General features: G+C 42.4%; 22 protein-coding genes. 14 read left to right on the top strand and 8 right to left on the bottom strand.

Annotation, left to right across the window (positions count from 1 at the left end; genetic code table 11):
• Positions 1 to 52 precede the first annotated feature (52 nt).
• Both FM019_RS05875 and FM019_RS05870 read right to left on the bottom strand, forming a co-directional pair.
• Positions 53 to 1,426 carry a DUF4397 domain-containing protein gene (locus tag FM019_RS05875; protein WP_143835000.1) on the bottom strand — a complete coding sequence of 458 codons (1,374 nt, stop codon included), beginning with the start codon at positions 1,424 to 1,426 and terminating at the stop codon, positions 53 to 55.
• Between the two features lie 281 nt (positions 1,427 to 1,707).
• A complete protein-coding gene (locus tag FM019_RS05870; RefSeq protein WP_143834999.1) occupies positions 1,708 to 2,247 on the bottom strand; it encodes a glutathione peroxidase in 540 nt (179 codons plus the stop codon).
• A 141-nt stretch (positions 2,248 to 2,388) separates the two neighbouring features.
• Between FM019_RS05870 and FM019_RS05865 the strand changes: the two genes are divergently transcribed.
• Positions 2,389 to 4,884: a prolyl oligopeptidase family serine peptidase gene (locus tag FM019_RS05865; protein ID WP_143834998.1), complete on the top strand. Its 2,496-nt coding sequence runs from the start codon at positions 2,389 to 2,391 to the stop codon at positions 4,882 to 4,884.
• A 31-nt stretch (positions 4,885 to 4,915) separates the two neighbouring features.
• Here the strand turns inward: FM019_RS05865 and rrtA are convergent, their stop codons facing one another.
• On the bottom strand, positions 4,916 to 5,410 hold the full coding sequence (gene rrtA / locus FM019_RS05860; protein WP_260681548.1) for a rhombosortase: 495 nt from the start codon (positions 5,408 to 5,410) through the stop codon (positions 4,916 to 4,918).
• Between the two features lie 520 nt (positions 5,411 to 5,930).
• Here rrtA and ggt point away from each other — a divergent pair.
• On the top strand, positions 5,931 to 7,676 hold the full coding sequence (ggt, locus tag FM019_RS05855) for a gamma-glutamyltransferase (RefSeq protein WP_260681547.1): 1,746 nt from the start codon (positions 5,931 to 5,933) through the stop codon (positions 7,674 to 7,676).
• A gap of 32 nt (positions 7,677 to 7,708) precedes the next feature.
• Here the strand turns inward: ggt and FM019_RS05850 are convergent, their stop codons facing one another.
• The 4 genes from FM019_RS05850 to cysK all read right to left on the bottom strand — a co-directional run bounded on the left by FM019_RS05850 (position 7,709) and on the right by cysK (position 9,896).
• On the bottom strand, positions 7,709 to 8,209 hold the full coding sequence (locus tag FM019_RS05850; RefSeq protein ID WP_221934362.1) for an NUDIX domain-containing protein: 501 nt from the start codon (positions 8,207 to 8,209) through the stop codon (positions 7,709 to 7,711).
• A gap of 15 nt (positions 8,210 to 8,224) precedes the next feature.
• Positions 8,225 to 8,335, bottom strand: coding sequence for an NUDIX hydrolase N-terminal domain-containing protein (locus FM019_RS20910; RefSeq protein ID WP_221934361.1), 111 nt, complete (start codon positions 8,333 to 8,335; stop codon positions 8,225 to 8,227).
• A 23-nt stretch (positions 8,336 to 8,358) separates the two neighbouring features.
• Positions 8,359 to 8,823: a hypothetical protein gene (locus FM019_RS05845; RefSeq protein WP_143834996.1), complete on the bottom strand. Its 465-nt coding sequence runs from the start codon at positions 8,821 to 8,823 to the stop codon at positions 8,359 to 8,361.
• 104 nt (positions 8,824 to 8,927) lie between these two features.
• On the bottom strand, positions 8,928 to 9,896 hold the full coding sequence (gene cysK / locus FM019_RS05840; RefSeq protein WP_143834995.1) for a cysteine synthase A: 969 nt from the start codon (positions 9,894 to 9,896) through the stop codon (positions 8,928 to 8,930).
• Between the two features lie 269 nt (positions 9,897 to 10,165).
• Here cysK and FM019_RS05835 point away from each other — a divergent pair, with 269 nt between their 5' ends.
• The 11 genes from FM019_RS05835 (at position 10,166) to FM019_RS05785 (ending at position 20,012) form a co-directional block, all read left to right on the top strand.
• A complete protein-coding gene (locus FM019_RS05835; protein ID WP_143834994.1) occupies positions 10,166 to 11,002 on the top strand; it encodes a MoxR family ATPase in 837 nt (278 codons plus the stop codon).
• Complete coding sequence (locus FM019_RS05830) at positions 11,002 to 12,180, top strand: vWA domain-containing protein (protein WP_143834993.1); 1,179 nt, start codon at positions 11,002 to 11,004, stop codon at positions 12,178 to 12,180. The genes FM019_RS05835 and FM019_RS05830 overlap by 1 nt, the downstream gene beginning before the upstream one ends.
• Position 12,181: 1 nt before the next feature.
• Positions 12,182 to 13,351, top strand: coding sequence for an RDD family protein (locus FM019_RS05825; protein WP_143834992.1), 1,170 nt, complete (start codon positions 12,182 to 12,184; stop codon positions 13,349 to 13,351).
• 20 nt (positions 13,352 to 13,371) lie between these two features.
• Positions 13,372 to 14,388 carry an XdhC family protein gene (locus FM019_RS05820; protein WP_143834991.1) on the top strand — a complete coding sequence of 339 codons (1,017 nt, stop codon included), beginning with the start codon at positions 13,372 to 13,374 and terminating at the stop codon, positions 14,386 to 14,388.
• Positions 14,385 to 15,008: an NTP transferase domain-containing protein gene (locus FM019_RS05815; protein WP_143834990.1), complete on the top strand. Its 624-nt coding sequence runs from the start codon at positions 14,385 to 14,387 to the stop codon at positions 15,006 to 15,008. Before FM019_RS05820 ends, FM019_RS05815 begins: the two co-directional genes overlap by 4 nt.
• Positions 15,005 to 15,487, top strand: coding sequence for a (2Fe-2S)-binding protein (locus FM019_RS05810; RefSeq protein ID WP_143834989.1), 483 nt, complete (start codon positions 15,005 to 15,007; stop codon positions 15,485 to 15,487). The genes FM019_RS05815 and FM019_RS05810 overlap by 4 nt, the downstream gene beginning before the upstream one ends.
• The gene (locus FM019_RS05805; protein ID WP_143834988.1) at positions 15,484 to 17,727 is read left to right on the top strand and encodes a molybdopterin cofactor-binding domain-containing protein; all 2,244 of its coding nucleotides are present in this window, start codon (positions 15,484 to 15,486) and stop codon (positions 17,725 to 17,727) included. Before FM019_RS05810 ends, FM019_RS05805 begins: the two co-directional genes overlap by 4 nt.
• A 131-nt stretch (positions 17,728 to 17,858) precedes the next feature.
• Positions 17,859 to 18,572, top strand: a complete 714-nt coding sequence (locus FM019_RS05800; RefSeq protein ID WP_143834987.1) for a rhomboid family intramembrane serine protease — start codon at positions 17,859 to 17,861, stop codon at positions 18,570 to 18,572.
• Entirely contained in the window at positions 18,572 to 19,021 is a 450-nt protein-coding gene (locus tag FM019_RS05795) for an acyl-CoA thioesterase (RefSeq protein ID WP_143834986.1), read from the top strand. Before FM019_RS05800 ends, FM019_RS05795 begins: the two co-directional genes overlap by 1 nt.
• A 134-nt stretch (positions 19,022 to 19,155) precedes the next feature.
• The gene (locus tag FM019_RS05790) at positions 19,156 to 19,704 is read left to right on the top strand and encodes a YaeQ family protein (protein WP_143834985.1); all 549 of its coding nucleotides are present in this window, start codon (positions 19,156 to 19,158) and stop codon (positions 19,702 to 19,704) included.
• Entirely contained in the window at positions 19,704 to 20,012 is a 309-nt protein-coding gene (locus tag FM019_RS05785) for a hypothetical protein (RefSeq protein WP_143834984.1), read from the top strand. Before FM019_RS05790 ends, FM019_RS05785 begins: the two co-directional genes overlap by 1 nt.
• Before the next feature lie 174 nt (positions 20,013 to 20,186).
• Here the strand turns inward: FM019_RS05785 and rne are convergent, their stop codons facing one another.
• Positions 20,187 to 23,186, bottom strand: a complete 3,000-nt coding sequence (rne, locus tag FM019_RS05780) for a ribonuclease E (protein WP_409553363.1) — start codon at positions 23,184 to 23,186, stop codon at positions 20,187 to 20,189.
• 597 nt (positions 23,187 to 23,783) lie between these two features.
• Between rne and rluC the strand changes: the two genes are divergently transcribed.
• Positions 23,784 to 24,728 (top strand): 23S rRNA pseudouridine(955/2504/2580) synthase RluC, encoded by a 945-nt coding sequence (gene rluC, locus FM019_RS05775; RefSeq protein ID WP_143834983.1) that lies wholly within the window; start codon positions 23,784 to 23,786, stop codon positions 24,726 to 24,728.
• Position 24,729: the final 1 nt, after the last annotated feature.

Below are 24,729 nucleotides of genomic sequence, written 5' to 3'. Positions count from 1 at the left end.
TCAGTGCGTATCTGATTGGCATTGATAGTAGATTACTCTCGATAGGTTGAAATTAGTCGACAAAATCATCGAGTAAAATCAGCTGCGGTGGTCCATCTGTAGTGTTCAAATCAACAGCGATCGCGGTATAAATTGAACCAGCTTCAAGAGTTAATACTCCCGTCTCTAGTGGAGCGTCTTTAATTCCTGCGTCAGTGACCGACACAAAATAATCTCCAGGTGCCAACGATACATAGCCAGTTTCTGCGAGTTCTGCTGTATTGTACGGCACGGCACCAAAGGTAGGATCAACATCACCAATTTCACCGTTTGCAGTAACATAGATATCGACAGGTCCCGTCGCCTGTGAAGCATGAATAATTCGCACTCGAGCCTCAGTCGCAACAACACGCGGCATGTCTACAAGCAAATCTAAATCTGGTGTTGCCACCAAATTGTTTGCAATCGCCGTGTAAAACATACCTTGCATAAGCGTAATCGGTGCATCATCAATCGCTACAACTGAGTTGTCAGCATCTACCGCAACATCAATCAGGTAGTCACCGGCAGCAACATTTGCATAGTCTGAAAATTGTAAGAATGCCGGCCCGTCAAACAAGGTTAACGCATTATTAGCGATAACGTCGACAGCTGGTGCATCGGCGATACCGTGAACAACTCGGATGCTCGCGCCTGCGTTCATATCAAAAATTTTCGAAGCGCCGTTTGCGTCTACGACTAACAAGGTTACGGGCGAATCACCAGTACCAACGTTTTGTGTCGCGGCGACGACTAAATCAGCACCATCTGACAGAGTCACCGTCCCTGAGTCGTAGACTACGTCCATCATTCCGGCCAACGTAATCCGAATTTGATAATCACCGGCGGCCACTTCAACTTGACCAGTAAATTGTTTGTAGTCAGCAGTGGCCAAAGGTTGCGCTGCGGCAAGATCATCTCCTGGCGCGGTTACATAGATATCAACTGTTGGTGCATTTGCAGCAGCATGGACCACTTGGACACGCGCGTTACCAGCAGTAACAGCAGATTCAGGGTTAGAAACGACCAACGCCTCTACGCCTTCAGCGACAGTATCAACAGCAAAAATGTTGTAAACGGTGTCACCATCTAAGGTTAGGTTTGCATCAATAACGTCTAAGTTTCCTCCTGGAACTATCGCCTCAACACGGATATCGTACGAGCCTTCGGGAACCTCAATGTCCCCTGAGGCTACCTGGTAATCAACACCTTCTAAACCAGCCAACACAGCGTCGTTTGCATAAACATTTACCATTGGTGCATCAGGGGAGGCATGAATCACTCTAACTGTCGCGTCTGGGATCGGTGGCGGCGGAACGGGAGGGGCGGGTAAATCACTATCATCGTTGCAACCAATCAAAAAGATTGAAGTTAAAATGGCTATAAAAAGTGTTTTTGCAGAATTCATATTAATAACCTTTGCGAGTTTATGAGCGATCGGTTACGTGTGTAAAATTTGAGCAGATCACAAAAGTTTTACATTTTTTTCATTTGTCTTTTATCGCATACAAAGTAAAAATAATTTGTAAATATAACTGACAAATTGAACTTTTTTAGAGACGGTGGGACTAATACTTTGTAGTACTTGAGTGAGAGAAGATAATTCTCACACTCTACATTGTGTGTTCCAAACAAAGTGTGTTTTCGCCCCGCTAAAAGCGGGGCTTTTTTTTAGAAAATAGAGGGATGTTAAAGCGCCAGCGTTTTTTCAACTTCTTTGATAAAGTCGTCGTCAGTCGGTTTAGTGAACGATGAATATGCATCTACTACATCGCCATTTTTATCGACCAAATACTTATAAAAATTCCATTTGGGTGTGGTTCCAGACTTTTTCGCTAACATACGATACAACGGGTCAGCGTTGTCGCCTTTTACGGATGTTGCCTCGAACATTGGGAATTTAACGCCGTAGGTCAGCTCACACAATTCTGCCGTTTTTCCTTCATCTTCGTCTTCTTGATTAAAATCATGAGAAGGGAAGCCCAACACAACTAGACCTTGGTCTTTATATTCGCTGTAAAGTTTTTCTAACCCCTCGAATTGAGGTGTAAAACCGCAATAACTTGCCGTATTAACAATGAGTAGTGTTTTTCCTTGATATTCACTACACATATTGACGGTTTCTTGTGAATTAAGTTTGCGTTTCATAAACTTAAGGACATCCGGACACTGATTAGCCGAAGCGAATGGGCTGATAAACAACGCGGCTAACAGTAAATACTTTTTCATGATTGCTCCAAAATGATGGGTGGTTAGTATTCGTTACTAATAAAAACAAGGGATTTAGGATCACTTGTTTACCTCACACTCTTCATACGTTTTAATATGTGCAAGTGAACGAGCAATTAAACAATAACACGAGACCACTTTATGCAAACCACTTTTAAGCGATTTGTTTTAACTGCATTGACGGCAAGCTTAATGGCGTGCTCAGCGCAGCAGCAATCGACAGGCCAAGCTGCCGTTGACAATCTCCCGACTCAATCTCAAGAAGCTCCTACTTATCAAACTATCCAAACTCCTGCTACCACTGGTCAGGAACTGTCATTGACGATGGAACAAATCATGGCAGATCCGGACTGGTTGGGCAGACAACCCCAGTCACCGCATTGGTCAGAAGATGGAAAAAGCGTGTTCTATCTACAAAAAAGAGAAGGGCAAGTGATAAGAGACTTATGGCATCAACCTATTGAGGGTGGTCCAGCGCAACAGGTAGCGTTAGATGCCTTGCACAAACATGCTTATCGCCAAAAAGTCCTCAATAAAGACAAGTCTATGTCCGCTTGGGTATTTCAAAACAACCTATTCGTTTCATCAGCCAATAACGATATCAAACAACTTACTCGCACTGATGAACGCATCTTTAACCTAAAGTTTTTGGTAAATGGAAGCTTGAGTTACCAGGTTGGCAACGCTATCTACGCCGTAGACGTCAATTCAGGTTTCACGGAACAATTGGTCAGTTGGAAATTTGCTAAAGCCCCTGAAGCTATTGAGCCTGCTGAGGATTACATTGCAGAGCAGCAATTGTCATTAATAAGTGTGCTGGCAAAAAGACGTCAAGACAAAGTTGACCGCTTTAATTATCAGCAGGATATTTCAACACAAAACCCTAGCTCTACTGCGAAAGCGTTCTACTTGCCGGCCAAACATAAAACAGTAGAAGCCAGTCTGTCTCCTAACGGCAAGTATTTAGTGTTAGCCGTTGAAAAGGATTCACCGTCTCGCGCGGATACTGACATTATGCCTAATTATGTTATTGACAGTGGCCGTATTCAGGCTGAATCAGTACGCAGAAGAGTGGCTGACGCAGAACCAGAAAGTCATTACCTTTGGTTTATTGATTTAAACACCAAAGAGCAAAAGAAAATATCTTACAGCAATTTGCCTGGTTACAACGATGATGTTCTTGAAGATGTGAAAAGGGAAAATGCACAAGCAAAGGGCGAGAGCTACACGGCAAATAGATTGCCCCGTGATATCGGTTTGCTTGTGGATTGGGGGTGGAGTCAAAGCGCTATTGCTTGGCACAATTCCGGTGAACATGTGGCCGTGATGCTTGAGGCTTGGGACAACAAAGACCGTTGGTTGGCGACAGTCGATGTGAACAGCAAAAAATTGGTTAATCAACATAGATTACAAGACAAAGCGTGGATCAATTACAACTTTAACAGCTTTGGTTGGCTAAATAATTCTGCAGAATTGTATTTTTTATCGGAACAGACCGGTTATTCACATATTTATGTGAAAGGGCTTGAAAGTAAGGCACGCCAACTGACAACAGGTAATTATGAGGTTGACGAACTAACGTTATCTCACAACGATGAATATATTTATTATCAGGCAAACCAAAAGCACCCTGGTATATATGAAATTTACCGGGTGAATTTAAAAAGTGGCGAGATTTCGGCATTGACCGATCTTAATGGCATGACTGATTATGTTTTGAGCGATGCTGAAGACAAATTACTGTTAACTCATTCAAAACTCACGTCTCCCCCTGAATTGTTTATCAAAAACCTGGATTCCAATGAACAAGCAATTCAAATTACCGATACAACCAGTGACGCGTTTAAACAGATCTCTTGGGTTGCACCTAAAATCGTGCCGATTAAGTCGTCTCACGTAAATCAACCCGTTTACTCTCGTTTGTATTTACCGAAAAATCATGATGTCGGTGAGAAAAGACGGGCAGTCGTATTTAATCATGGAGCAGGTTATCTACAAAATAGCCACTTAGGTTGGTCTGGGTATTTTCGGGAATTCATGTTTCACAACCTCTTAGTGCAAAAGGGTTACGTCGTTCTTGATATGGACTATCGCGCTTCTGCTGGTTATGGTCGAGATTGGCGCACTGCAATTTATCGTCACATGGGTAAACCAGAAACTGAAGATCTTGTTGATGGGGTCGACTGGATGGTGCAAAACGTCAATGTCGATCGCAATAGAGTAGGCACATACGGGGGATCTTACGGTGGCTTTATGACGTTCATGGCATTGTTCACTGAACCCGATTTGTTTCAAGCCGGTGCTGCCTTGCGTCCAGTGTCAGATTGGGCGCATTATAATCATCCATACACGTCAAACATTTTAAATACACCGGATGTTGATCCTATTGCATACGAGAGAAGTTCACCGATTTATTTCGCTGAGGGCTTAGCAAAGCCATTGCTAATTAACGCGCCAATGGTCGACAACAATGTGTTTTTTGTTGATGTTGTGCGTCTGGTGCAAAGGCTTATAGAACTTGAAAAAGAAAACTTTGAAACGGCCATTTATCCAGTAGAGGCTCATGGTTTTGTTGAACCCAGTTCATGGCTCGACGAATACAGAAGAATATTTAAATTGTTTGAACAAAATCTTTAGAGAAACTTTAATGTGGCAAACAATTGACCGCTCAATTCTTAGGGGTTGAGCGGTTATTTTGATTCAAAACCAAGCGACCACCTATCCATAAACTTCCTGCAATCGCGCCGTAAAGGTGCGCATCTACCGCAACTTGTGCTTCGATTAGGCTTTGTAAATTCTCATCTGCACCAATAACTTGTTCATAAATAATTTTTATCCATACACCCAACATCAGCCACCAACCAAATTTTATCCTATGTCGTATGTCCTGATATGCGCCCACGATAAAGGTGCCATGTAATACGCCAGATAAACCTACGTACCATGCAAAATTATTCGATAAAAAGGCCATACCTAATGTGACAGCCAGTGAAAAATATAAAAATTGAATTAGGTAGTTTGTTACGGTGTAACTGTAGCCATGTATAGCCCAAAGCAAACTCAGTCCTCCGAGATTTAAAAGCAAGTGGGCGGTGTTTGTATGCAACAGGTTGGCGGTGATAAATGACCAGTAAAAATTTGCTTGAATAGTGGACTGATTCAAACTCAGATACTCGCCGAGTTGTTCGTCAAAAAGCCAAACAAAAACACACAGTACAGCGATAACTAGCGGACCCGTTATTTGTGTGGGAGCTGTTGGTAAATTTAAACGTACGATAAGGCAATAAAACTCATTTTAGCTTTTTACTAACGATAACCAAATGTTGAGAGTCTCACAACACAAAAGGGATAACATGAAATAAGCAATGCAATAAATAACCCCAATCCCGGATAAGTAACGCCTGTAAGCACCGCTATTTATCCCCCTATCTTCGTTGTTCATTATGCGTTTAGAGCGACTAGACAACATAATTCTCGCCTTGATAAGGGAATAAATCACGGCACTTACCTATTAAAACCCAATATCGAAATGACGATAGCTTCTATGTCATTGATAAAGCTTTAAAAACTAAGCTATTCCGACATTTCTTATCCAGAATTAGGGTTAAATACAGTTGCAAGGCTGAGGTTGGATGGTTATCTTTGTGTCTTTGCAGCAGTTGATCAATTTAAAGAGAATTTAAGTGAAGTTACGCCTACGTTTGTTGTTACTTGTCACACTATTTACAAGCATTTCGATTAATGCAGAACAGGTCAAAAGGGAAGACAGAGAACCGGAGGCAGCAACAGGATTTAACCAGAAGAAAGCTCATCTTGCCTCCGAATACATGGTTGTGGCAGCAAACCCCTATGCATCCTGGGCAGGTAAAAACATTCTCAAAAATGGTGGCAATGCTATTGATGCTGCGATCGCAGTTCAGGCAATGTTAACCTTGGTAGAGCCCCAGTCATCTGGCATCGGTGGAGGGAACTTCATCTTATACTGGGACAATAAAGCAAAAAAGTTGTTTGCTTATGACGGTCGTGAAACGGCGCCTTCAAAAGTAAACGCCTATTTATTTATGCAAGATGGAAAACCCATGAAATGGCGTGATGCTGTTGTCGGTGGTCGCTCAGTAGGGGTTCCGGGCGCTCTAAAGGCATTACAAAAGGCCCATAGTGAATTTGGTTCAATGGAATGGGAGACGCTTTTTTCTGATGCTATCAGTACGGCTGAAGAAGGCTTCACTGTATCGCCACGTCTTGAACGTCTTTTAGCTTTAAAGTTTCATCCAGGTTTACAGGATTTTCTCTCTTCTAAAGCATATTTTTATCCAAACGGTAAAGAATTAACTCAAGGGACAAATAAAAAGAATACTAAGTTAGCTCGTGTTTTACGAAACATTGCTCAACAGGGGGCTGATTATTTTTATCAAGGGGAGCTAGCTGAAAAAATCGCGAAAACTGCACAGCTTGCGACGATTAATCCCGGTTTATTGACTAAAGAGGATATTCAAAACTATTCAGCTAAAAAGCGCGACGCTGTTTGCGGGTATTATCGAACCTATAAAATTTGCGGGATGCCACCACCTAGTTCTGGTGGGATAAGTGTTCTGCAAATTCTGAAGATGTTGGAGGGGTTTGATTTAGCAAAAATGGGACCGAATTCTGTCCCAGCAATGCATTTGTTCACCCAATCATCCAAGTTGGCCTATGCAGATCGTAAAATGTACATCGCCGATAGCGACTTCTCTCAGCTTCCGTTTGCGGCTTTGATAAGTCAAAGCTATTTAAGTCGCAGAGCAGATTCAATCGATCTCAAAAAAGATATGTCTTTTGCCAGACCTGGCGACCCCTATATCACAGCTTCGTTAGGCCAAGATACATCGTTTGAACTGCCAAACACCAGTCACGTTTCAATCATTGATAAACATGGTAATGCGGTCGCTATGACTAGTAGCATCGAGTTTGCATTTGGCTCGGGCTTAATGGTAGAAGGTTTTCTGTTAAACAATCAACTTACAGACTTTTCTTTACATCCCAGCCCAAACAATCGACCTGCATTGAATCGAGTTGAACCGAATAAAAGACCTAAAAGCGCAATGAGCCCTACTATGGTATTTGATCAGAATGATCAATTGGTATTAGTGCTGGGCTCTCCTGGTGGTAGTCGAATAGTGAGTTATGTGGCCCAGACAATAATTGGTGTGCTAGATTGGGGACTTGATATTCAACAAGCCATAAACTTACCAAAAGTTACAAACCGAAATGACTATACTGCATTGGAGAAGGGAACGTTGGCTGAGACCTGGAAGTCAGACTTTGAAGCTCTAGGTCACAACGTCAAAGTTATTGATTTGAACAGTGGTTTACACGGTATTCAAATTAGCGGTAAAACCCTCATTGGAGGAGCGGATCCAAGAAGGGAAGGTATAGCTGTTGGCGAATAATGTCGTTATACCAATCCGCTTGCTAGCCTTGGTTAGTCAACGATAACCGGCGTATTGGTATCGTCTAAACAGGTTTTTGCATCGAAAATATCTCGGACAATTGTTCTTCCGGTCGACAATATGGGGAGGTCGTTTAAAGAGAAGAATTCTGCCTCATCGGTCTCATGACCTCCTTTAGGCTCAATGTCACCTGTGCAATGACACAGGAATATCAGTTTGTAGAATTCTCTAATGTCTGCGTCATAGGGTCCAGATCCTTTGCGCCTGATTGATACCAATGAGCAATTATCGACAATCACATTGGCTTCTTCTTGTACTTCTTTACAGATGTTTTCAACTGGCGTTAAACCGACATCGGCATAGCCGCCAGGCAACGTCCACTTACCATCTGATTTTTCGCGAACTAATAAAACCTTATCCTCATGAAACAACGCTCCTCTTACTTCTACTTGTGGCGTCACGTAACGCAGATGATAAGGTGTAATAAGTGAATTAACAGGTTCAATTGGAAGCTGGGTGATATTGGCCAGCATTTGCCTGACAATCAGTTAAATTTCTTGGTATCTTTCTACGTCAAATGGCTCAGGAGAAAAGGCTAGACCAGATTCGGCAATAGCATGCAGACGCTTGAGTTGAGTTAACCAAGTTGACTCACTCAATCTAATGGGATTTTCCTTATTGCTCACAGATATTTGTCAGCCTGAACTCTATCGACTAACCATTTTCCATCAATACGCACCATTTCAACGATTCGAATATCTTCCACCCGGTCACCGTGTATGGTTCCGGTGAAAAAAAGTGTCACCACAGCGGATTTTGCGAATTCATTTCGTCCAACCGAATTACCTGTATCAGGTTGGATCTCAACTTCATCGTAGGTCAGATCGATGACGTGACGTTGCACGTTACGATTGGTATGGTATGACTTGAGTATTTTAGCCATACGAGGTGTACTCATGGCTAACGCATTATTGAGATTTTTATCTCGATATATATGTTCGAAGAATGCAACCGCCGCGTAGTCTGGAGTGTTCGTATCCATCATACCGTATTTGCCTGCACCTTTTTTCTTGTTTGTATCACAAGCTTGTAAGGCCAGTACGGCAAAAAATAGGAATAAAATTTTCGAGAATGCTGAGGTTTTCATAATTATTTTAATACGATTTCACTACACATAGTCTGCTTTTTAATGGTCAAAAAGTAAAGAGGAGGCTCACGGCCTCCTCTTGAATTGTGAAAATAGATAAAATTTTACTGAATCTCTTCCATATCTGAAAATTCGCCAGCAAACAATGCGCTACTTAGGTAACGTTCAGTTGAACTTGGGAATATGACAACAATAACTTTATCGGCATTCTCAGGTTTCTCAGCTACCCGTTTAGCGGCAACCGCTGCTGCTCCTGTTGAAATACCAGCTAGAATCCCTTCTTCTTTCAATAGCCTGTGGGACATAGCAATAGCGTCTTCATTGCTCACTTGCTCTACTTGATCGACCATGTCCAAATCGAGGTTTCCGGGAATAAAGCCGGCACCTATACCTTGAATTTTGTGAGGCCCCGGAGTGAGTTCTTCACCTGCTTTGGCTTGGGTAATAACCGGAGAATCCGTTGGTTCAACAGCGACAGTCAAAATATTCTTGCCTTGGGTTTTCTTAATGTATCGACTTACTCCAGTAATAGTACCGCCTGTACCAACACCAGCGACAAATACATCGACTTTACCATCGGTATCTTTCCAGATTTCTGGCCCAGTAGTTTTTTCATGAATTTCTGGATTAGCCGGGTTGTCAAATTGCTGAAGTAAAACAAATTTGGACGGATCAGATGCAACAATTTCCTGTGCCTTTGCGACTGCGCCCTTCATGCCTTTAGCCGCTTCAGTCAACACCAGGTTTGCCCCTAGAGCCTTGAGTAATTTACGGCGTTCCAAGCTCATACTACTTGGCATAGTCAACGTCAGTTTGTAACCGCGAGAGGCAGCAACGAAGGCAAGGGCAATACCTGTATTTCCGCTTGTCGGTTCAACCAGCTCCTTTTCTTGGGTCAAGATCCCACGCTTTTCAGCGTCCCAAATCATGTTGGCACCAATTCTACATTTCACACTAAAACTGGGGTTTCTGGCTTCCATTTTGGCGTAAACATTGCCGCTGGAAACAACACGGTTTAATTTCACTAAGGGGGTGTTGCCAATGGCTAAGGAATTGTCGTCATAAACTTGCATAGCATGTCCTTGGATAGGTTAAGGTCACTTTCAGTGATACCATAAAATGGTTATTTGTTATTTGAATAAGTTTTCAAGCCTGTTTAAGGTTGTTCTGTCGTCTGACTTAAACAAACATATGATCGAAAATCGATGATTTTGCTTACTGCAATTGACCATCTTTAATATAAAACACTTTCATATGATTGTGGTGAGCTGCAGAATTTCAAAGTGCTTTTTGCTATATCATATTTTTATATTTACATATTTTTAAAAACTAGAGGTTAGAAATGTCATTTACCGGTACCGGAAACTATATTGCGAGCAAAGAATTACAGCTAGCTGTTAATGCTGCCATAACTCTACAAAGACCTTTATTAATTAAAGGTGAGCCAGGTACAGGCAAAACCATGTTAGCTGAGGAGCTTGCGCAAAGTTTAGGAACGCAGCTTATACAATGGCATATTAAATCTACTACAAAAGCCCAACAAGGTTTATACGAATATGACGCAGTTTCGAGGCTTAGGGATTCACAACTGGGTAACGAAAGTGTCAAAGACATCAGCAACTACATAGTCAAAGGTAAACTCTGGCAAGCATTCGATGCAGATAAGCCGCCGGTGCTATTAATTGATGAAATTGATAAAGCGGATATTGAATTTCCCAATGACTTATTACTTGAGTTAGACAAGATGGAATTCTTTGTTTATGAAACAAAAGAAACAATTAAAGCCGTCAATCGTCCAATCGTTATTATTACCTCAAATAATGAAAAAGAATTGCCAGATGCTTTCCTAAGACGTTGCTTCTTTCATTACATTCAATTTCCAGATGCTCAGCAGATGCGTGAAATCGTCGATGTACATTTTCCCTCTCTTAAACAAGATTTGCTTAATCAAGCTTTAGAGTCGTTTTTTGATCTTCGCGAAGTACCTGGCTTGAAGAAAAAACCGTCAACATCAGAACTCATTGATTGGCTTAAATTACTTGTTGCAGAGGATATTCCGCCAGAGGCGCTGCAAAATAAAGACGGTAAAACATCCATTCCTCCGCTCTATGGAGCCCTACTTAAGAACGAACAGGACATCCACCTGTTCGAAAAATTGGTATTTATGGCGCGTCGCTAATGTTGGTCGATTTCTTTTTTAAGGTCAGGGAATATCAAGTCCCTGCGACGCTAAGGGAGTTGCTTGATTTGCTTAATGCGTTAAAGCATCAGGTAGTATTCGCCGATCCCGAAGCGTTTTATTTTTTGTCTCGAACATGTTTGGTTAAAGATGAAAGTTACTATGACAAATTCGACCGCGCCTTTGCCGACTATTTTGAGGGGGTAGAGTCTCTTGACCTCTTTGGTAAAGACATTCCAGAAGAGTGGTTAAAGAAACAACTTGAACGTCATTTTAGCGACGAAGAAAAAGCTGAGATAGAGGCCTTGGGGGGCCTCGATAAGTTGTTGGAAACACTCAAGAAACGCCTTGAAGAACAAAAAAAGAGGCATCAAGGTGGCAATAAATGGATTGGCACTGGTGGGACGTCACCCTTTGGCGCTCATGGCTATAATCCTGAAGGGATAAAAATTGGTGACGACGCCAACGGTCAATTCTCAGCGGCAAAAGTGTGGGAAAAGCGGAACTTTAAAAATCTGGCAAGTGACGTTGAATTGGGCACACGAAATATCAAAGTGGCGTTAAGAAAGCTCCGGCAATTTGCTCGCACAGGCGCCAGTGAGGAACTCGATTTACCCACAACCATCAGTAAAACTGCTAAAAATGCAGGCTGGTTAGATATTCACATGGTGCCTGAGCGACATAACGCTATTAAGGTTCTGATGTTTTTTGATGTCGGCGGTTCAATGGATGCTCATATCAAAGCGTGTGAGGAACTATTTTCAGCGGTACATAGCGAATTTAAGCATTTGGAATATTTTTATTTTCACAACTGTGTGTATGAGGGCGTTTGGAAAGATAACCAAAGACGCAACAAAGAGCTGATTTCAATTTATGACATTATTCATAAATACGGCAATGATTATAAATTGATATTTGTTGGCGATGCGACCATGGGACCCTACGAAATCACCTATCCTGGTGGGAGTGTTGAACATTGGAATGAAGAGCCTGGGGCGCTCTGGATAAAACGACTAACAAACTACTTTGAACATGCGATTTGGCTTAATCCTCAGCTTTCTCGTTACTGGGACTATTATGCATCAGTGCAAATTATCAAAGAGTTGATGGAAGAAAAAATGTTTCCAATGACGATAGAAGGATTAACCGATGGTATCAAGGCATTAACGAAGCGTTAAGATGGAAAAAAGTAACATTCTCAGTGAGCCAAATAATACAAAGTTGGATCGAATAGCTGAATCCAATGAGCAGAGGCAAGAAAAGCAACGTAAAGAAACTCGCTCAATAGTCACGCCTTATGCTTTTGAAGTAGCACCTTTTCTATTTGGCACGCCATTAGCTAGTCCTATTCGTCGCGCTATGGCGTTACTCATCGATTTACTCTTTGTTGCGATCCTCTCAGGTGTTAGTGGTAACGCTTTAGCAGTGTTTGTTGCCGGATTGTTATGGATGTCTACTCGGCGTTTAAAGCGTGAAAATCGTTCGTCTAGGCTTATTTATGGTATTAGAGCTGGCGCTTTGTCACTATTTTTATTGGGATTTTTAGGCGGCGTGAATGATCAGTTTTTCAATTTAGAGTCGCCGGACCAAAATGTGCAAACAAGCAGTGATTTGAATTTTGAAGAGACAGATGCAAAAACGGCTATCGCCGTCACATTATTTACAGCCAAATATCTTATCGATATTAATGCGCTAAATGAAGGCACGTTTGAGGGCGACTGTGAACTTCCTTTTCATTGTTGGCAATTGGTTGGAGAGGAGTTTGTCGAAGGTTTACCGTCTCTTGATATCAAGGCATCCACTGCTGGGGAAATGCTTAGTGAGTTTTTACAAAATGCCGAGCAGCAATTAAGTGACGTGGAATATCAGGCTTTAGAAATGAATTTAAAAACGCTTTTTGAAACTAAAAAGTTTAAACAATCGGAAAACGAGTCGATCAATCAGGACGTTTTAACCGACCCGCAAAACATTGAAGAGGTCTTAGAGCCAGGTCTTGAGACGTCACCAGAAAACAAGCAGCAATCGTCATTTTTAGATCATAGTGTCATTAAATGGATGCAAGGTATTGTGTCGGATCTAGGGTTAGGTTTTGGTTGGGCAGCTTTTTATTTTACTGCCACCATGGGATTGTTAAAAGGTCAGACAATTGGTAAAAAAATACTTGGCATTAAGGTGATCAAATTGGACGGAAGTGCTTTGAACCTGTGGGAAAGTTTCGGTCGCTATGGGGGATACGGAGCAGGACTGGCGACTGGGTTGATGGGTTTTTTGCAGGTTTTCTGGGATCCTAACCGACAGGCCATTCAAGATAAAATATCTGAAACACTCGTCATCAGAAAAATAGACTAACAAGGATACAAATAGTCTTTATGTCGAATCATTTAAAACATATTTTAGCTCACTGGTTTCCTCTAAAAGATGAATATAAATGGGTATTGGCGACTATTTTTGACACCGAAGGCTCTTCTTATCGCAAGAAGGGGGCTCACATGTTGATTAATGACTTAGGACGCTATTATGGATTGCTCAGTGGCGGCTGTCTTGAGTCAGACATAATGAATCAGGCACGGCGCTGTTGGGACAACAATGAGAATCGAATTGTCACTTACGATATGCGTGAAGAAGAAGATCTAGCCTGGCAATTAGGCATAGGGTGCGGCGGTATGGTCAAGATTTTGTTGCAACCCGTTGACAAGAAGAATCAGTATCTTTATCTGCATCATCTTTATCAAGCGGTATGCGATGGACAATTCGCTGAATATCGTCAACGCATCGAAGAGGGTCCGCCTAAAAATTTGTTCGCCGTCGCCAGCCAAAAAGTAAGAAAACAGCCAGAATTTGTGTTGAATGATGGCGGTAATGAGTTAATTCAAACGATAGCTCCACCGTTTCATATCGCTGTGTTTGGCGGCGGCAGTGACGCTCAGCCAGTGGTCAATATTGCTGGACAATTAGGATGGACTATCACGTTACTCGATTCTCGTTCGGCCTATGCCAGAAACGATTATTTTCCTTGTGCGAATAGCATCATTAAAACGCCGTTAAGCGAATTGAACAGCGCAGAAGTTGTTCCGAAATGGATAAATACAATCGATGCTGCGGTTGTCATGGGACACAGTATCACCATGGATGCTGAAGCATTAAAGCTCGTTGCCACATCAAGCGCAAAATACTTAGGAGTATTAGGGCCGATTCATCGAACAGATCGGCTCTTCGAGAAGGCTGAACTAGAAAAGCAGCACTATCCTATTCCAATCGCCAACCCAGTAGGGTTGCGTTTGGGAGGAGAATTACCAGAATCGATCGCGCTATCAATTATTAGTGAAATACATTGCTATTTAGAAAATTCTGATGGCTTATCGATAAGTGGCGTTTTTCATCAATGAGCACTTCCTGTCTGATTATGGCCGCAGGAGAAGGACATCGCTTTGGCTCCTGTAAACAGTTGGCGTTAGTCAATGGCGTTCCTTTGATTAATCATGTTGTTGAGAAATACCAACATGCTGGATGCAAACATATTTATGTTGTGTTGGGGGCCAATTGGCAACCGATTAGCGCCATATTACCCCCTTACATAAACGTACTCATTAATGAAGACTGGCAATTGGGTTTGGGAAAAAGTATTGCGTTTGGTGTAACGTCATTGTTGCAACAAGATGAACAAGCAAATCACGTCCTTATCGGTCTTGGCGATCAAATCGCGTTGACGAGTTTGGCTATTCAAAGGCTTATGAAGGAACAAACTAGTCATGCTACTTTTCCTGTCGCATCATGTTACAACAATGTTATGGGGGTCCCTGCGAGTTTTCCGCGATCCTATTGGCAAGACTTAATGTCTTTAACGGGTGACGTTGGGGCAAAAAATCTATTGAACCGTTATGCAGATAGGTTGGTAAAGGTAAGTCTACCAAGTGCGGCATTGGATATCGATCGACCTGAGCAACTCAAGAATTGGTTAATGCAAGATACACTAAGAGTGACAAATCATTTAGAGGAAAAATCATGATAAATTTTCGTGTGAATGGAGAGCAAAGATCTGTCGATGTAGATCCATCTATGCCTCTACTTTGGGTATTAAGAGATGTATTGGATCTTACTGGAAGCAAATTTGGTTGCGGTATTGCGCAATGTGGAGCCTGCACAGTGCACATCGACGCTCAGCCAGTTCGTGCTTGTGTCATGCCCATATCAGCAGTGGCTGGCAAAGATGTTTTAACCATTGAAGGTTTATCGCCAGATGGCGAACACCCAGTTCAACAGGCCTGGAAGCAGCACAATGTGCCGCAATGTGGCTATTGTCAGTCTGGTCAAATCATGAGTGCCGTTGCGCTTTTATCCTCCAACCCATCACCGTCAGATGAAGAGATAGACAACTATATGCAAGGAAACATCTGTCGATGTGGCACCTATACGCGGATAAGAGCGGCAATTAAGGATGCATCTGCACATTATAGTCTGGCTAAAAATGTGGGGGATGAAGCATGAGTGCTCAGGTTCAAAATGTAAGCAGACGACGCTTTTTAAAAACTACTGGAATTGGTGCTGGTGGTTTGGTACTCGGTGGCATCATGCCTGCGTTTAGTCCGGTATGGGCTGAACACCCGCAATCGTCAAATGAACTGAATTTGTTTGTCAGTATTAATAAAGACAACACAGTCAATATTGTGTGTCATCGAAGTGAAATGGGGCAGGGGATCCGAACCAGTATCCCTCAGGTGGTTGCCGACGAGCTTTGCGCTCAGTGGGACAAGGTATCAGTCATTCAAGGTTTAGCTGATGAACGGTATGGTAGCCAAAATACCGATGGATCTCGTTCAATTCGACGCTTTTATACAACGCTTCGTCAAATGGGGGCTTCTGCCAGGACAATGCTAGAGCAAGCTGCAGCAGATTTGTGGAAAGTCGAGGTATCAACTGTCTACGCAAAAGACAGTTTTGTGCATCATAAAGATTCGCAAAGAAAAGTGAGTTTCGGATATCTATCTGAAAGCGCAGCAAAATTATCTCCACCGAGTACTGAAACATTAACCTTTAAGTCTAAAAAAGAGTTTCAATTTATTGGTAAACCCATAGATGGAATCGATTTGCCAGATATTGTTACAGGTAATGCGGATTTTGGTCAGGATATAAAAATCGAAGGTATGTTGTACGCCAGTATTGAACGTTCACCTGTGGTCGGTGCAAAAGTAAAGTCCTTTGATGGCGATGCCGCAAAAGTGGTTGCTGGAGTGGTTGACACCTATCAAATGCCTGAGCAACCGTCACCCGTTGTCTTTCATCCCTTAAATGGTGTCGCAGTTTTAGCCAGCAACACATGGTCTGCAATGCAAGGTCGTAAAGCGCTGAATATCGAATGGGATCTCGGAGCGAATGCGTCGCACAATTCGGATGAATATTTAGCTGAAATTAAACACCGTATTATAACGCCGGGTAAAAAGTTTAGGGTGGCAGGTGATGCCTATGCAAAATTTGACAGTGCAGCGGACCGTCATGAAGCGACATACACCATGCCTTATTTGGTGCATGCACCTATGGAGCCTCCCGCAGCTACGGCGATAGTAAGAGACGGTAACTGCGAAATATGGGCATGTACACAAACACCGCAAAGCACACAAGCAAACGTAGCTGGTGCATTGGGAATCGACCCCTCAAAAGTTAAAGTGCATGTAACCTTTTTGGGCGGCGGATTTGGGCGAAAATCCAAACCAGACTTTTCTGTTGAGGCAGCTTTATTAGCGAAACATACAGGAAAGCCGGTGAAAGTGGTTTGGAGTCGAGAAGATGACATCCAACAAGGTTACTATCATGCTATCAGTGCTCAGCATTTTGCTGCGGGAATAGATGAAAACAAACAAGTCATCAGTTGGCTGCAAAGAACCGCGTTTCCAAGTATTAGTTGGACGTTTACAGGAACCGTTGACGAGCCGCAGGCTGGTGAATTGTCTTTAGGCTTTGGAGATGTCCCATTTGCCATAGATGATTTAGTTTGCGAAACGCACAAAGCAACTGGTCACATCCGAATCGGGTGGGTACGTTCGGTAAGTAACATTCATCATGCATTTGCTCAAGGCTCATTTGTAGATGAGTTGGCCGCGAAGACAGGTAAAAGTACTTACGATATGTGGATGTCACTATTAGGTGAAGACCGTATGGTGGATCCAAAAACCCAAGGTTTTGATTATCAAAATTATGGGGAGCCGCTAGAAAATTTCCCTATCGACGTCAGTCGATTGAAAGGTGTTTTGGTTGATGTAGTGTCTAAATCTGGTGCTAATCAAGCTACCGCGAAGAATGAGGGGTGGGGCATAAGTGTGCAGCGAAGCTTTGTTAGTTATGTCGCCGTTGCAACAAAAGTGAAAGTGGAAGACGGCAAAGTCACTGTGCTTGAGATGCATTCAAGTATTGATGCCGGGACAGTGGTGAACCCGGACAGAGTGCGCTCTCAACAAGAAGGCTCGATGATTTTTGGTTTGTCATTGGCCTTAATGGGCGAAATTTCTGTTAAAAATGGTGCGGTAGAACAATCTAATTACCATGACTATCCTGTCCTTCGGATCAGTCAATGTCCAAAAATTGAAAGTTACATCATTGCTTCGGACGCTCCGCCAGGTGGTGTTGGTGAGCCTGGAACGCCGCCGGTGGCAGCAAGTTTAACTAACGCAATTTATCACGCAAGCGGTGTAAGAATAAGGGAGCTTCCCGTTAACAAAGTTATGTCTGTGTAAAAACCTAACTATGTCATGGTGCCTTTTGCATTAAACCAAAGGCACCTACTTAGTCAAAGATGAACATACATATAGCAAACGATTGTAGTAGGTGAGCTTGTGATTTCAAACAGGGGACACATTTTTGTGTAATGAATACGCAATCATTAAAAAAAAGCATCTTTGTTACTAGCACCTTTGTCAGTCTGCTTTGGTGTATTAAATCGTTTGAATTGATATTCCACATTGACTTGGTTTGGTTAGGTGTTTATCCCCAAAAAATTGAAAGTCTGTGGGGGATACTCACGGCTCCTTTTATACATGGTTCCATTGAACATCTGTTTAACAATACCTTGTCGATGTTGTTACTTGGTTCGTTCATCATTTATGGCTATCCAAAATCACGATGGCGTGTCATCGGTTTGATCTGGTTGATATCAGGCATTGGCGTTTGGTTGTTTGCTCGAGATTCCTATCACATAGGGGCAAGTGGATTGACTCACGGCATGTTTTTCTACTTATTTGTAATTAGTTTGTTTAGACGAGACAAAAGCTCAATTGCTATTATGATGGCTGCCTTTTTTATGTATGGTGGCATGACGATGACGATTTTCCCCCGAGAGGAAAATATTTCCTTTGAATATCATCTTTTTGGTGCCTTGGCCGGAACTATTGCAGCCCTGATATGGCGAAATCTTGATCCAAAACCTCGAGAAAAAGCTTATGAATGGGAAAATAAGGAAGAGCCTGATCAATTTGAATCAGAAGCCTGGCAACCTAACGCAGATGAACTTGACCTAGATGAAAAAGAAATAGAAGTGCAGAACAAACCCAGACCTATACAAATAAAACGAGAATTAGATTAATGTCAGAGACTTTTACTACATTGTTAAGAATTCGATACGCTGAATGCGATGCACAACAAGTTGTGTTTAATTCTCGCTATGCGGAATATGCAGATCTAGCGGCAACTGAATTTATACGCGCCATTTTAGGGGGATATCAATCATTAATAGACAGTGGCTTGGACAACCAAGTTGTAAATCTCAATATTAGTTGGAAAAGTTCAGCTCGATTTGATGATGTACTGCGTTTGGAAACATGGGTGCCAAAAGTGGGTAATAGTTCGTTCACAATGACTACGATGATAAAACAGTTTGAATCTCATGAACTTGTTGCAGAAGTAACAACCACCTATGTTTTTGTTGATGCAAAATCCTATCAGAAAACCTCAATTCCTGATGATATTCGAAAAAAGCTATTAACCGGTGCGCCAAATGTAACTGTTAATTTGGCGGGTATCGAATTGAAATAATACAAAACTAACAACAGCTTGAAGAAGTTGGTATTAACCTTCGTATGCACAAATTTTTGTTAGTTAATTGATTACTCGACGGCATTTTCGCAACATCCACACGTCTTTCGCGCTCTTTATTACTCAGGATCATCATGGCACTTAAAGCGACCATTTTTAAAGCTGACTTATCGATTACCGATATGGACCGCAACTACTACAACGACCACAACCTGACTATTGCTCGCCACCCTTCTGAAAATGATGAACGCATGATGCTCCGAATTATTGCGTTTATTGTGAATGCTCACGAGCGATTGCAGTTCACTAGAGGGTTATCTAATGATGAGGAGCCAGACCTTTGGCAAAAAAATTTCAGCGATGAAATAGAACTCTGGATTGAATTAGGCCAACCCTCTGAACAGCGCATTAAAAAGGGCTGTAATCAAAGCCAGCAGATGCAGCTATATTCATACGCCAACAACAGCTTTGAAGTATGGTGGAAGAAAGAAAAGACAAAGTTAAAAGCCAGGAAAAACTTGTCAGTATTTACGGTTCCAGAGGAGTTGGGCGCCAAATTGGCAAGTACTGTTCACCGTACTATGCAAATCCAAGCAACTGTTCAGGATGGCCAAATCTGGCTGACAATTGAAGGCGCCGGTACACCCGAAAGTGTAGAAATAATAATAGAGAATCGTACTTAATGAAAAAGCTTTCCACTGTGCAACTTAAGCAACAAGCGCTGCTGTTTAGCGTGGCCAATAAGATTGAAGAGCAAGGCCGTGAAGAACTTCACGGTATGACGAAATGCTGGTTCGACGTGCAATACCACCAATTCCCTAGCTCAATATTACTGCGCTTTCAGTTTGTAAATGAAGAAGCGCTATCAGCCGCCAACCCTGAGTTAAAGAAATGGCAAAAGCGCTTAAGCGTAGCCTTACTAAAAAAAGGCGTGATATTGAAAGACATGCGTAAGCATTTAACATTCACGCTAGAGGGGCCTGATGCTTAAAGCACATAAAAAACATGCTTAAAAATAAAAGGGATAAAAGCTAAACAGTAGTTAATCATTGATCACTACTCTGTAGATAGACGTTTCGAGTAACCTTTAGCTTAATCCATGTCAAACGAAAAAAGCCTGCAAGAAGCAGGCTTTTTGATTTACAGTGAACTTTCGTTCATTGCATTATGCAATCGAAGACGGTTTAGTCATCTGTGCCGAAGCAGAACTGGCAGTATTGGCAATAGATGCGCTCTTACCAGATATCTTCACAGCAGGGCGTTTGTCTTCAGACATTGAAACGATCTCAATTTGCTCAAACGCATCATCGATCGCTTTAGGTTTTGCCATAGGATGTGAGACTGGGGTTGCCGCTTTCACTTTCACCGGCTTGCCATTTCCTTTCGCTGCGCCTTTACTTGCTTTTTTAGCTGGTTTTTCAGCTTCCTTTGCAACGGTAACAGCGTCTGGTGACTGAATCTCATCTTTACCATCCGCAGAATCTGCATTCGTTACTGTCTCATCTTGAGAAAGTTCCACTACTGACTCAGAATCATCATCTTTAGTTGATGTGATTTGTGGCTCTTCATTAACAGATTCGGCTATAACTTCAACTGCAGGTGAGTCAAGCTCAATTTCTACCTGCTTAGGTGATCCTGTTACTTCCGTGCTTTGTTCGGCAGAATCTTCAGGCTGCGTTGTTTCTGTTTTTTCAGAAGTTATCTCAGCGGCAGCTTGTGCAATTTCTTCTTTCTCAGACTCAGTCTTTTTAGTGCGACGGCGGCGAGGTTTCGGCTTCTCTACCTTTTCTTCCGTAGCAGTAGGTGAATCAAACTTCAATTCGTCTTGGGCTACATCAATATCACTCTGAGTTGTTTCAATTGTTCCTTCAGGGTGATTGTCTAGGTTGTCATTGCTCTCAGCTGATTCAGTGCTTGAATCTTTTTTGCGTTTTTGGCCCGCAGCACGAATATGCCTTGGAGAACGGCGACTTCTCGTGCGTTCAGTTGCAGCATCTTTGTTTTGTGCAGACTCATCAGATTGAACAGTAGCGTCTAATTCAGTAGCCGTTTTTTCAGTGACAACGTTTGATTCGACCTGTTGTTTATCCAAAGTAGCTTCAGCAGTTGCAGGTGCTTCAACAGCATTTTGCACTACGTCGTTTTCAGTACTCTTTTCACCGCGAACATTTCGACGACTGTCTCGACGCTTACGTCGCTCTGCAACTTTTTCTTTTTTGTGCTCAGGTTGAACATTCTCGTTACTTTTAGCCTCTACATTTTGCTTCGGCTCGGCTGGCTTTTGACCCTTTTTGTTGCGAGGTTCGCGCTTTGGTTTAGCTGCCTGTTCCTGTTTGTCATCTTTAGCTACGCGGTCATGTTTAGGTTTACGCTCACCACGGTCTTGATGTTTTGGTTTTCTATTGCCAGTACGATCATTTCGACCACGATTGTTGCGTTGATTTCGATTACGCTGTGCTGGCTTCTTAGTTTGTTGGGGTTCTGGTTCGCTTTCAAACAAGCCAGATATCCATTTGGAAAGCTTTTCAATCAACCCTGGCTCTACAGGCTTTGTTGCTGAAGGCGCTTGTTGCGGTGCAGATAAGCCTTGCAGTACAGGTTGCTCTTTGGGTTTCACTTCTTGTGTTGGCTTGTCTACTTCTGAAGACTGTACATCCATTAGTTCAATGTTGTAGCTTGGGTCTGTGATGGTGTCATCAGGACGACGGCGCGCAACATGATAATGAGGGGTTTGTAGATTCGGGTTGGGAATGACAAGCAAGTTGACGTTGTGACGCTGTTCAATAGAACGTATAGCAATACGCTTTTCATTTAATAGGTAAGTCGCAACATTAACCGGCAATTGCGCTTCAATCTGGCCCGTATTGTCCTTAATGCTTTCTTCTTCCATTATTCGTAAAACAGATAATGCTAAAGACTCTGTACCACGAATATTTCCGTGACCACTACATCGTGGGCAGACAATATGAGCTGATTCGCCAAGGGAAGGGCGCAATCTTTGGCGGGACATTTCCAACAATCCAAAGCGCGATATACGACCTAACTGAATTCGAGCACGGTCAGGTCTAACAGCATCTTTCAATCTGTTCTCAACTTCTCGTTGATGCCTAACTGGTGTCATATCAATGAAATCTATTACTACGAGGCCACCAGCATCACGTAGACGCAATTGACGAGCGATTTCATCAGCCGCTTCTAGGTTTGTATTGAATGCAGTTTCTTCGATATCACCGCCTTTTGTTGCACGGGCAGAGTTGATATCGATAGAAATCATTGCTTCAGTTGGATCAATTACAATAGAGCCACCTGATGGAAGACGAACTTCGCGTTGGAAAGCTGACTCGATTTGCGTTTCGATTTGGTAGTGACTGAATAACGGCACGTCGCCTTTATATTGCTTAACACGACTTGCAAAGTCAGGGCGAACAAGTTGGATGTGCTGCAATGCTTTTTCAAAGACACTTTGGTTATCGATTAGGATTTCACCGACGTCGCGACGCAAGTAATCCCTAATGGCACGAACAATAACATTACTTTCCTGATGAATGAGGAAGGGGGCAGCTTTGCTCTGTGCTGCATCTGAGATCGCATTCCAATGAGTGATTAGTACGCTTAGGTCCCAGGCGAGCTCTTCATAAGACTTGCCGACGCCAGCTGTTCTAACGATCAGTCCCATGCCATCAGGCAAATCCAATTTGCTTAGTGCTTGTTTTAACTCTGTCCTTTCATCACCTTCAATCCTCCGGGAGATACCACCAGCGCGCGGATTGTTTGGCATTAAAACAAGATAACTACCAGCTAGACTGATAAAGGTGGTTAGCGCAGCGCCTTTTTGTCCACGCTCTTCTTTATCTATCTGGATAATAACTTCTTGACCTTCCTTAATTACATCTTTGATGCTGGGTCGGCCTTCAAATCGATACCCATCCGGGAAGTAGGTTTTGGCAATCTCTTTTAATGGAAGGAAACCGTGACGTTCAGCGCCATAGTCAACAAAAGCGGCTTCTAAACTAGGTTCTACTCGGGTAATTGTGCCTTTGTAAATATTGGCCTTTTTTTGCTCATGTCCCGGACTTTCAATATCTAGGTCATATAATTTTTGACCATCTACCAAAGCGACACGCAACTCTTCTTGTTGCGTGGCGTTGATTAACATTCTTTTCATTTTTTATAAACTCGGTTTTTGTACCGATAGCAGAAAGCTTAGAAGTGAAGTTATTGGCTAGAAAGCAAATAATAAATAGTCTCACGACTATAAGAACATGCAGTCTCACGACTGGAAAATGCTTCAGGTGCGCTAGTTAGCGTTAGAATATAACGCCTTGATTTCATGAAGGAACACAGACTGACATAACACGTTTAACGTACTATCATTTCTGAGACCTTGGGCGATGCGCATCACCCCAATTTCTTTTTAATTAGACCGACTAATTGTCTTTGGACAATTACGTCAATCTGTTGCCAAATTCATTTCTTACTTAAAAGCGACCGGTACCAACATTGTACTTCGCTTGATGAGGGGAGTTTTGCATGCACGTTCATTTGAAAAATTACTCACTTCAATTGCAGCATGGCGCTTTTTTCTTAACGAATATAATCGACATCGTTAGCGCGGTGACAAATCTCTCAACCCATCTCATTGTTTATATTTCAGCGTTCAAGACGCCAACAAACAGCCGAAGTATCTCATTAAAAAGGTGCTTAAAGCAAGCGATTAAAATGTTTAAGCTAATTATAAAAACTACGCTAGAATACGCCCACTATGACTGATAAAGCATTTGATAAAGTTCAATTTATAACCATTGAACCTGACCTGGAAGGGCAGAGAATAGACAATTTTTTACGTACTTTACTAAAAGGAGTACCTAAAAGCCTTATTTATCGCATTTTGCGTAAGGGTGAAGTGCGCATCAATAAAAAGCGTGTAAAACCTGAGTACAAGCTCAAAGCCGGTGATTTTGCCCGTATTCCGCCAATTAGAGTGGCTGAACCAAATGCGGCACCTTCGACCAAACTTAATAAAGTTGCCTCGTTAGAGAGCAATATTTTGTTTGAAGATGAGGTGATAATTGTCGTCAACAAACCTTCTGGTATGGCAGTTCACGGTGGTAGCGGGTTGAGTTTTGGGGTGATTGAGGCGCTAAGAGCACTGCGACCGCAGGCAAAATTTCTAGAATTAGTACACCGCTTGGATCGAGACACTTCAGGATGTTTGCTCATTGCAAAGAAGCGCTCAGCGCTTAAACATTTGCATGAGCAACTAAGACAAAAAACGGTAGACAAGCGATACCAGGCATTAGTTATTGGACATTGGCCGGAGAACCGCTTTAAGGTGAAAGCACCGCTAAGAAAGAATACTTTGAAATCTGGAGAACGATTAGTTTGTGTTGCTGAAGATGGCAAACCGTCTGAAACGCGATATCGTGTATTGCAGCGTTACGATAAGGCAACTTTAATCGAGGCGTCACCAATAACTGGGCGCACTCACCAAATTCGTGTGCATTGTTTACACGCTGGTCACGCTATCTTGGGTGATAAAAAGTATTGTGAAGACGATTACAATGAAGAGTTTGCAAAAAAAGGCTTAGAACGCCTGTTTTTACACGCTTTTTCACTTAGTTATATTCATCCTGTATCTACAGAGAAAATGTTTCATGAAGCGCCTTTAAGCGAAGAATTGCAGAGTATGTTAAAAAACTTGAGTTGAT

Source organism: Aliiglaciecola sp. M165 (assembly GCF_007197995.1).
Lineage (GTDB): Bacteria > Pseudomonadota > Gammaproteobacteria > Enterobacterales > Alteromonadaceae > Aliiglaciecola.
Note: the sequence above shows the minus strand (reverse complement) of the source record. Positions and strands in the feature narration are given on the sequence as shown.

What these genes read in the sequence shown, in the direction of transcription:
- FM019_RS05875 (WP_143835000.1), bottom strand. Translation starts at nt 1,426, where the DNA reads ATGAATTCTGCAAAAACACTTTTTATAGCCATTTTAACTTCAATCTTT.
- FM019_RS05870 (WP_143834999.1), bottom strand. Translation starts at nt 2,247, where the DNA reads ATGAAAAAGTATTTACTGTTAGCCGCGTTGTTTATCAGCCCATTCGCT.
- FM019_RS05865 (WP_143834998.1), top strand. Translation starts at nt 2,389, where the DNA reads ATGCAAACCACTTTTAAGCGATTTGTTTTAACTGCATTGACGGCAAGC.
- FM019_RS05850 (WP_221934362.1), bottom strand. Translation starts at nt 8,209, where the DNA reads ATGCTGGCCAATATCACCCAGCTTCCAATTGAACCTGTTAATTCACTT.
- FM019_RS05845 (WP_143834996.1), bottom strand. Translation starts at nt 8,823, where the DNA reads ATGAAAACCTCAGCATTCTCGAAAATTTTATTCCTATTTTTTGCCGTA.
- cysK (WP_143834995.1), bottom strand. Translation starts at nt 9,896, where the DNA reads ATGCAAGTTTATGACGACAATTCCTTAGCCATTGGCAACACCCCCTTA.
- FM019_RS05835 (WP_143834994.1), top strand. Translation starts at nt 10,166, where the DNA reads ATGTCATTTACCGGTACCGGAAACTATATTGCGAGCAAAGAATTACAG.
- FM019_RS05830 (WP_143834993.1), top strand. Translation starts at nt 11,002, where the DNA reads ATGTTGGTCGATTTCTTTTTTAAGGTCAGGGAATATCAAGTCCCTGCG.
- FM019_RS05825 (WP_143834992.1), top strand. Translation starts at nt 12,182, where the DNA reads ATGGAAAAAAGTAACATTCTCAGTGAGCCAAATAATACAAAGTTGGAT.
- FM019_RS05820 (WP_143834991.1), top strand. Translation starts at nt 13,372, where the DNA reads ATGTCGAATCATTTAAAACATATTTTAGCTCACTGGTTTCCTCTAAAA.
- FM019_RS05815 (WP_143834990.1), top strand. Translation starts at nt 14,385, where the DNA reads ATGAGCACTTCCTGTCTGATTATGGCCGCAGGAGAAGGACATCGCTTT.
- FM019_RS05810 (WP_143834989.1), top strand. Translation starts at nt 15,005, where the DNA reads ATGATAAATTTTCGTGTGAATGGAGAGCAAAGATCTGTCGATGTAGAT.
- FM019_RS05805 (WP_143834988.1), top strand. Translation starts at nt 15,484, where the DNA reads ATGAGTGCTCAGGTTCAAAATGTAAGCAGACGACGCTTTTTAAAAACT.
- FM019_RS05800 (WP_143834987.1), top strand. Translation starts at nt 17,859, where the DNA reads ATGAATACGCAATCATTAAAAAAAAGCATCTTTGTTACTAGCACCTTT.
- FM019_RS05795 (WP_143834986.1), top strand. Translation starts at nt 18,572, where the DNA reads ATGTCAGAGACTTTTACTACATTGTTAAGAATTCGATACGCTGAATGC.
- FM019_RS05790 (WP_143834985.1), top strand. Translation starts at nt 19,156, where the DNA reads ATGGCACTTAAAGCGACCATTTTTAAAGCTGACTTATCGATTACCGAT.
- FM019_RS05785 (WP_143834984.1), top strand. Translation starts at nt 19,704, where the DNA reads ATGAAAAAGCTTTCCACTGTGCAACTTAAGCAACAAGCGCTGCTGTTT.
- rne (WP_409553363.1), bottom strand. Translation starts at nt 23,186, where the DNA reads ATGAAAAGAATGTTAATCAACGCCACGCAACAAGAAGAGTTGCGTGTC.
- rluC (WP_143834983.1), top strand. Translation starts at nt 23,784, where the DNA reads ATGACTGATAAAGCATTTGATAAAGTTCAATTTATAACCATTGAACCT.